Origin of the sequence: Phenylobacterium sp. (genome assembly GCF_041691455.1) — a bacterium.
In the GTDB taxonomy this organism is placed as follows: domain Bacteria; phylum Pseudomonadota; class Alphaproteobacteria; order Caulobacterales; family Caulobacteraceae; genus Phenylobacterium.
In genome coordinates this window covers 44259-50932 of sequence record NZ_JBEPUO010000024.1, presented here as the reverse complement: position 1 = coordinate 50932, position 6674 = coordinate 44259, and the positions used below count along the sequence as shown (strand labels likewise).

7 protein-coding genes and 1 pseudogene are annotated in these 6674 nt (G+C 69.7%); 1 reads left to right on the top strand and 7 read right to left on the bottom strand.

The genetic code is table 11. The features are described from left to right. Nucleotides 1–2324, bottom strand: a 2324-nt coding sequence (uvrA, locus tag ACESMY_RS19280; RefSeq protein ID WP_372786243.1) for an excinuclease ABC subunit UvrA, incomplete at its 3' end; no start/stop codon positions are given. A gap of 166 nt (nucleotides 2325–2490) precedes the next feature. Continuing rightward, nucleotides 2491–2586, bottom strand: a pseudogene (locus ACESMY_RS19275) (PEPxxWA-CTERM sorting domain-containing protein); the annotation flags it as partial. 151 nt (nucleotides 2587–2737) lie between these two features. Between ACESMY_RS19275 and ACESMY_RS19270 the strand changes: the two are divergent. Beyond that, nucleotides 2738–3208, top strand: coding sequence for an SRPBCC domain-containing protein (locus ACESMY_RS19270; protein ID WP_372786242.1), 471 nt, complete (start codon nucleotides 2738–2740; stop codon nucleotides 3206–3208). Here ACESMY_RS19270 and ACESMY_RS19265 read toward each other — a convergent pair. The 5 genes from ACESMY_RS19265 to ACESMY_RS19245 form a co-directional block, all read right to left on the bottom strand. After that, the gene (locus tag ACESMY_RS19265; RefSeq protein ID WP_372786241.1) at nucleotides 3205–3672 is read right to left on the bottom strand and encodes a DUF1203 domain-containing protein; all 468 of its coding nucleotides are present in this window, start codon (nucleotides 3670–3672) and stop codon (nucleotides 3205–3207) included. The genes ACESMY_RS19270 and ACESMY_RS19265 overlap by 4 nt on opposite strands. A 12-nt stretch (nucleotides 3673–3684) precedes the next feature. Next, complete coding sequence (locus ACESMY_RS19260; protein WP_372786240.1) at nucleotides 3685–4413, bottom strand: 2OG-Fe(II) oxygenase; 729 nt, start codon at nucleotides 4411–4413, stop codon at nucleotides 3685–3687. Between the two features lie 79 nt (nucleotides 4414–4492). After that, nucleotides 4493–4888: a hypothetical protein gene (locus tag ACESMY_RS19255; RefSeq protein ID WP_372786239.1), complete on the bottom strand. Its 396-nt coding sequence runs from the start codon at nucleotides 4886–4888 to the stop codon at nucleotides 4493–4495. A 97-nt stretch (nucleotides 4889–4985) separates the two neighbouring features. Beyond that, nucleotides 4986–5900 (bottom strand): LysR substrate-binding domain-containing protein, encoded by a 915-nt coding sequence (locus tag ACESMY_RS19250; RefSeq protein WP_372786238.1) that lies wholly within the window; start codon nucleotides 5898–5900, stop codon nucleotides 4986–4988. Nucleotides 5901–5990: 90 nt separating this feature from the next. Then, nucleotides 5991–6662, bottom strand: a complete 672-nt coding sequence (locus ACESMY_RS19245; RefSeq protein WP_372786237.1) for a DUF2461 domain-containing protein — start codon at nucleotides 6660–6662, stop codon at nucleotides 5991–5993. Nucleotides 6663–6674: the final 12 nt, after the last annotated feature.

Here is a 6674-nt window from a genome sequence, read left to right as displayed (position 1 = left end):
CAGACGTCGCAGGTGACGTAGACGTCGGGCAGGAAGTGCATCTCGATCTTGATCAACCCGTCGCCCTGGCAGGCCTCGCAGCGGCCGCCCTTGACGTTGAAGCTGAACCGGCCCGGGCCGTAGCCGCGCGCCTTGGATTCCGGCAGGCCGGCGAACCAGTCGCGGATCGGCTGGAAGGCGCCGGTATAGGTCGCCGGGTTCGAGCGCGGCGTGCGCCCGATCGGCGACTGGTCGATGTCGATGACCTTGTCGAACAGCTCCAGCCCCTCGATCCGCTCATAGGGCGCCGGCGCGTCGGAGGCATTGTGCAGCCGCCGGGCGGCGGCCTTGTAGAGGGTCTCGATGGTGAAGGTCGACTTGCCGCCGCCGGAGACGCCGGTGATGCAGGTGAAGGTCGCCTGCGGGATCTCGGCGGTGACGTTCTTCAGGTTGTTGCCGGTGGCGCCGATCACCCGCAGCACGTTCTTCTTGGAGAGCGGACGGCGTTCGGCCGGCACCTCGATCTCGCGGACGCCGGAAAGGTACTGGCCGGTGACGCTGCGCGGCTCGGCCATGATGTCGGCGGCCGTGCCCTGGGCGATGACCTCGCCGCCGTGCACGCCGGCGGCCGGCCCCATGTCGATCACATAGTCGGCGGTGAGGATCGCTTCCTCGTCATGCTCGACCACCAGCACCGAGTTGCCGAGGTCGCGCAGGCCCTTGAGGCTGACCAGGAGGCGGGCGTTGTCGCGTTGGTGCAGGCCGATGGAAGGCTCGTCGAGGACGTAGAGCACGCCGGTCAGGCCCGAGCCGATCTGGCTGGCCAGCCGGATGCGCTGGCTCTCGCCGCCCGACAGCGTGCCAGAGGCTCGTGAGAGGTCCAGATAGTCCAGGCCGACATTCACCAGGAACCGCAGGCGGTCGACGATCTCCTTCAGGATCCGCCGGGCGATCTCCATCTGCTTTTCGGTGAGCTGCGGCTCGAGGTCCTCGAACCACTCCTTGGCGTGCTTGATCGACAGGTGGCTGACCTCGCCGACGTGCTTGCCGGCGATCTTCACCGCCAGGGCCTCGGGCTTCAGGCGATAGCCGTGGCAGGCCTCGCAAGGCGTCTCCGACTGGTAGCGGCCGAGCTCCTCGCGGACCCACGAGCTGTCGGTCTCGCGCCAGCGGCGCTCCAGGTTGGGCAGCACGCCCTCGAAGGTCTTGTTGACCTCATATTTGCGGGCGTTGTCGTCATAGACGAAGCGGATCTTCTCGGCGCCCGAGCCGTGCAGGATCACCTGCTTGGCCTGGTCGGGCAGCTTCCAGAAGGGGACGTCCATCGAGAAGTCGTAGTGCCGGGCGAGCGCCTGCAGGGTCTGGGTGTAGAGCGGCGAGGGACCCTTGGCCCAGGGCGAGATCGCGCCCTTGTGCAGGGTCTTGTCCTTGTCCGGCACCACCATGTCGGCGTCGAAGGCGAGCTTGGCGCCCAGGCCGTCGCAGACCGGGCAGGCGCCGTAGGGATTGTTGAACGAGAACAGGCGCGGCTCGATCTCGCTGATCGCGAAGCCGGAGACCGGGCAGGCGAACTTCTCGGAGAACAGCAGCCGCTTGGGCTCCTCCTCGGTCGGGTCCTTGTCGGCCCACTCGGCGACCGCGATGCCGTCGGCCAGCCGCAGCGCCTGTTCGAGGCTGTCGGCGTAGCGGGTCTCCTGGCCGGACTTGGTGACCAGCCGGTCCACGACGATGTCGATGTCGTGCTTGAACTTCTTGTCGAGGGTCGGGGCGTCCTCGATGGGGAAGAACTCGCCGTTGATCTTCAGCCGCTGGAAGCCGGCCTTCTGCCACTCGGCGATCTCCTTGCGGTACTCGCCCTTGCGGCCGCGGACCACCGGCGCCAGCAGATAGAGCCGCTCGCCGTCGGGGATCGCGGTCAGCTTGTCGACCATCTGGCTGACGGTCTGGCTCTCGATCGGCAGGCCGGTGGCCGGCGAATAGGGCACGCCGACCCGCGCCCAGAGCAGGCGCATGTAGTCGTGGATCTCGGTGACCGTGCCCACGGTGGAGCGTGGATTGCGGCTGGTGGTCTTCTGCTCGATGGAGATCGCCGGCGAGAGGCCCTCGATGAGGTCCACGTCGGGCTTGCTCATCAGCTCCAGGAACTGGCGGGCGTAGGACGACAGGCTCTCGACGTAGCGGCGCTGGCCCTCGGCATAGATGGTGTCGAAGGCGAGCGAACTCTTGCCCGAGCCCGACAGCCCGGTCAGCACGACGAGCTCGCCGCGCGGGATGTCCACGCTGACGTCTTTCAGATTGTGCTCGCGCGCGCCGCGCACGCGGATGAAGTTCAGTTGCTCGGCCATCTTGTCCCGGAAACACTCGACGCCGTCGGGATGCCCCGGGGCGACCTCCTAATGTAGTGCCGAGACTCAGAGATAACACAGGAACATATTGGGAACAAACGGCCTGCGGCGCGCCGCCGCGCCAAGACTGCTGACACCACGGTGGCAGCAGCCGAGGGTCGGCCGCTCAGGCGACGGCGAAGTCCGCGCGCCGCCGCCGCATGGCGACGCCGACCAGGCCGAAGCCCGCGAGCATCATGGCCCAGGTCGCCGGCTCCGGAACGATCGCCCGGAAGGTCGCGGCGTCCGGCGCGAAGTCGGAGATCACCAGGTTCCCGGAACCCGCCGAGCGCGGCCAGAAGCTGTAGCCGTAGTCCTGGATCGCAAAGCCGTTGGTGGGCAGCGGATCGGTCAGGATGGTCTAGTCTCGGCGCATGACCGCCTCCGCCATCCGCTGGCCTGACCGCTTCGCGCCCGGCCGCGCGCCGGTGCATGTGGTCAATTCGCTGGAGATCGCCGCGCCGCCCGAGGCGGTCTGGAAGGTGCTGATCCGCGCGGCCGACTGGTCAGGCTTCTACGCCAACGCTTCGAAGGTCGTGGTCGAGGGCGGCGGGGCCGACCTGCACGCCGGTGCGCGGTTCACCTGGCGGACCTTCGGCGTCGGCCTGAAGACCGAGGTCAAGGAGTTCGAGCCGTTCGAGCGCATCGCCTGGCTCGCCGTCGCGCCGGGGATCGAGGCCTATCACGCCTGGCTGATCGAGCCGTCGCCCGGCGGTTGCCGCGTTATCACCGAAGAGACGCAGCACGGCTTCGCCGCTCGCGCCGGCCGGCTGATCTTTCCCGGCCGGATGGAGCACTGGCACCAGCGCTGGCTGGAAGGCCTGGCGCGCGTCACGGGCGGCTAGGCCCGGTCGATCCGCGCGGCGTAGCAGCCCATGCCCGCGTAGTGGGCGTGCAGATAGGCGACCTCCGGCTCCGCCAGCAGGCGTTCGATGGCCGGCTTGAGCTCGGCGCCCTGCGCGACCGCGGCCGTGCGCATCATGCCCGCCTCGTCGAACGCCCGCAGGGACATGATCCGGGCCTCGAAGACCGGCGGCAGCTCGTCCTCGGTCACCGTCGCGTCCTGGGCGCTCTCGCGGACGAAAATGGCATGGCGGGCCCGGAACGGGGTGTCGGCGCTCTGATGCTCGTAGTTGAGCAGCAGGACGGTTTCGCCCGGCGCGGCGTCCTCCAGGCTGACGCGGCAGGGAAAGCCGGGGCTGACGTCGACCGTGCGGCGGATCACGCCCTGCTCGGCGAGGGCGGCGTCGGACAGGCCGAACAGCGGGCGGAAAGGCTCGGGCGAGAGGCCGGAAACGACGAAGGACATGGAATTTCTCCTCTAGAGGGCGTCGTGGAAGATGACGCCCAGGGTGTGCCGGTGGCCGGACCGGAGCCGGCTGACCCCATGGCGCAGGTTCACCCGGTAGGATCCGTGCGAGCCCTGTACCGGGCGGTGGTGGACGGGGAAGATCACCGCGTCGCCCTGGCGGAGCGGGACGACCTCGGCGCGCGACTGCATGCGCGGCCGCTGCTCTGTGAGCACGAACTCGCCGCCGGTGAAGTCGCGGCCGGGTTCGGACAACAGGATCGCGGCCTGCAGTGGGAAGACGTGCTCGCCGTAGAGGTCCTGGTGCAGGCAGTTGTAGTCGCCCTCGGCGTAGCGGAGCAGCAGCGGCGTCGGCCGCTTCTGGCCCGCGGCGTGGCACCGGGCGAGGTATTGCGCGTGGTCAGCGGGATAGGTGGTCTCAATGCCGAGCCGGGCGTTCCACCGCCCGGCGATGGCGGCGAGCGTCGGATAGAGGGTGGCGCGCAGACCTGCGACCAGGTCCGGCGTCGGGTAGGCGAAATAGCGGTACTCGCCGCGCCCGAAGCCATGGCGGCTCATGATCACCCGGCTGCGGAACAGCGCATCGTCGTCGTACCAGCCGGCGACCGTCGCGCAGTCGTCCGGCGACAACAGGCCCGGGATCATGGCGGCGCCGTGGGCGTCGAGATCGCGCTCGACGCCGTCCCACGGCAGGGCGGCGATCCGCTCGCCGATCGCTGGAAAAGAAGCTGTCGCGTCCATGGCGACTAGATCGCCGCCGAGGGCCTCGACTTCAATGCAGCCAACTTAACACATGTCCGAAAGCCGCTAGCTCGCGAGCCTATTTGACGTCGCCGGAGCCTTCCCACTTGCGCATCCAGGCTTCCTCGACGGCGTAGGAACGCTCGATGCAGGCCTTGGTCGTGCAGCGCTGGCGCTGGGCGCGGCCTTCGCTGGCGCGGTACTGGGTCTCGCCGGTGGTGTCGCGGGTCTCGGCGTTGGCGATCAGGGCCGACAGCCGGCGCTCGCGCGCGCCGTAGTCGGCGCGGGACCACCGGACGGCCTCGACCTTGGGCTCGGGGCGCGGGGACTCTGGAGTCGCCGCGGCGGCCGGCGTCGGCTCAGGGGCGGGCGTCGCTTCAGGGGGTGTGGCGGCGGGCGTCGTTGCGGGCGCGGCGGCCGGAGCGGCGGGCGGCGGCGCGGCAGTCTTCGGCTTCGGCGAGCATCCCACGGCCATGACAGCCAGAACTGAAACTGCGATCCAAGCCGATCCGCGCATTGCCCCGTCCCCCGGAAACCATCGTTCCGCAACGATCATCCCGCAGGCGCAATCGTCAAGCTGTCTGTCTGAGGCCGTGGTGGACCAGCATCGGCGGCGCGGGCGCGGTGGCGGCCTCCTCGATCAGCCATTCCCGGAACGCCTTCAGGCCGCGCTTCGGCGGCGAGCCGGGGAGGATCAGGTGGAAGCGCGCCGGCGTCGGGGTGAAACCGAAGGGGGCCGCCAGCCGGCCGGCGGCGATGTCGTTGGCGACATAGATCCAGGGCGAGATCCCGACGCCCTGGCCGCCCACCGCCGCCTCCAGCATGTAGAACAGGTGCTCGTACTCGCGCCCCTCCGGCGCGTCGGGGACCGGGACGCCGGAATGCTCGGACCACTCGGCCCAGGCTTGCCGGTGGGAGCGGGTGTGCAGGCGCGGCGTGCTGGCGAGGTCGAGGCCGCCCTGCGCCAGTTCCGTCGCGACGACCGGACCGTGGAAGTTGTCGAGGAAGGGCGTGGCGGTCATGTCGCCGCCGGTGACGCTCTCCGTCAGGCGGATGGCCCCGTCGAACGGCTCGCGGGTGAAGTCGACCGGCCCATAGGCCTCGGTGACCCGGATCGAGAGTTCGGGGTGGCGGGCATGGAAGCCCGAGAGCCGCGGGATCAGCCACTTCATGGCCAGTGTCCCGACGCAGGAGATGTGCAGCTCGCGGTCGGCTGCGGCCCGCACCTCGCGGAACGACTGCTCCAGCTCATCGAAGGTGTGGCCGAGCGAGCGGGCGAGACGCTCGCCGGCGTCGGTGAGCTTCAGCGCATTGCGCGGGCCCTGGGTGAGCTTGACGCCGCAGAGCGCCTCGAGGCCTCGGACCTGGCGGCTGACCGCGCCGTGGGTGACGCAGAGCTCGTCGGCGGCCAAGCTCATCTTGCCGAGGCGTGCGAAGGCCTCGAACGCCCGAAGGGCCGTCAACGGCAGTTGGCTTCGCTTGGCCATGTGACCTCAGCTCACAAGCATCAGCCTGGATATAAGGCGCCCCGGGCCCAGGTGAAAACGACATCTGGGCGCGACATTCGTGAGCTCAGATCACAAGGCGCCCAGCCACCTCACAAGCGGGGCGAGGGTTGCGAACGTGGAGAGCGTTTCGGCGAACAGCTTGTCGCCCGCGATCGTCACCGGGTCGGTGATGTCGCGCCAGGCGTTCAGGCCCTTGCGGCGCAGGAGGTCGGCACGGGGGTGGTCGGCTGCATAGGGCGCAGGCACGCGCTTCAACGCCGCGCCCTCGATCCTGAAGCCGGAGGCGGCGAGTTCGGCGAGGATGGCCTCCAGCGCCGCGCCCTTCGCCGGGTCGGCCGCGGCGGCGCGATAGGCGTCGAGCACCGGGCCCGAGAAGTCGAAGCCGCCGGCCCCGAGCAGCACCCGATCCGGCTCCAGGGCGAAGAAATAGCCGCAGGCGGTCACCGCGCTCGGACCGCCGCGCGCCGGGAAGGCGATATGCAGGTGAGCGTTGTAGGGCCGCTTGTCCTTGGAGAACCGCACGTCGCGGTGGATGCGGAAGATCTTGCCGGTGACCGGCCCGCCGGTGAGCGCGCCCAGCGCCGGCTCCAGACAGGCGAGGAACGTCTCGGCCGGGCCGCGGATCGCCTGATCGTAGGCCTTGCGGTGGGCGGCGAACCAGACGCGGTCGTTGTTGTCCCGCAGGTCCGCCAGGAAGCGCATTGCCGCGGGCGGGAAGCCGGGGAAAGGTTCGTCTGCCATGGCCGCCAGCGT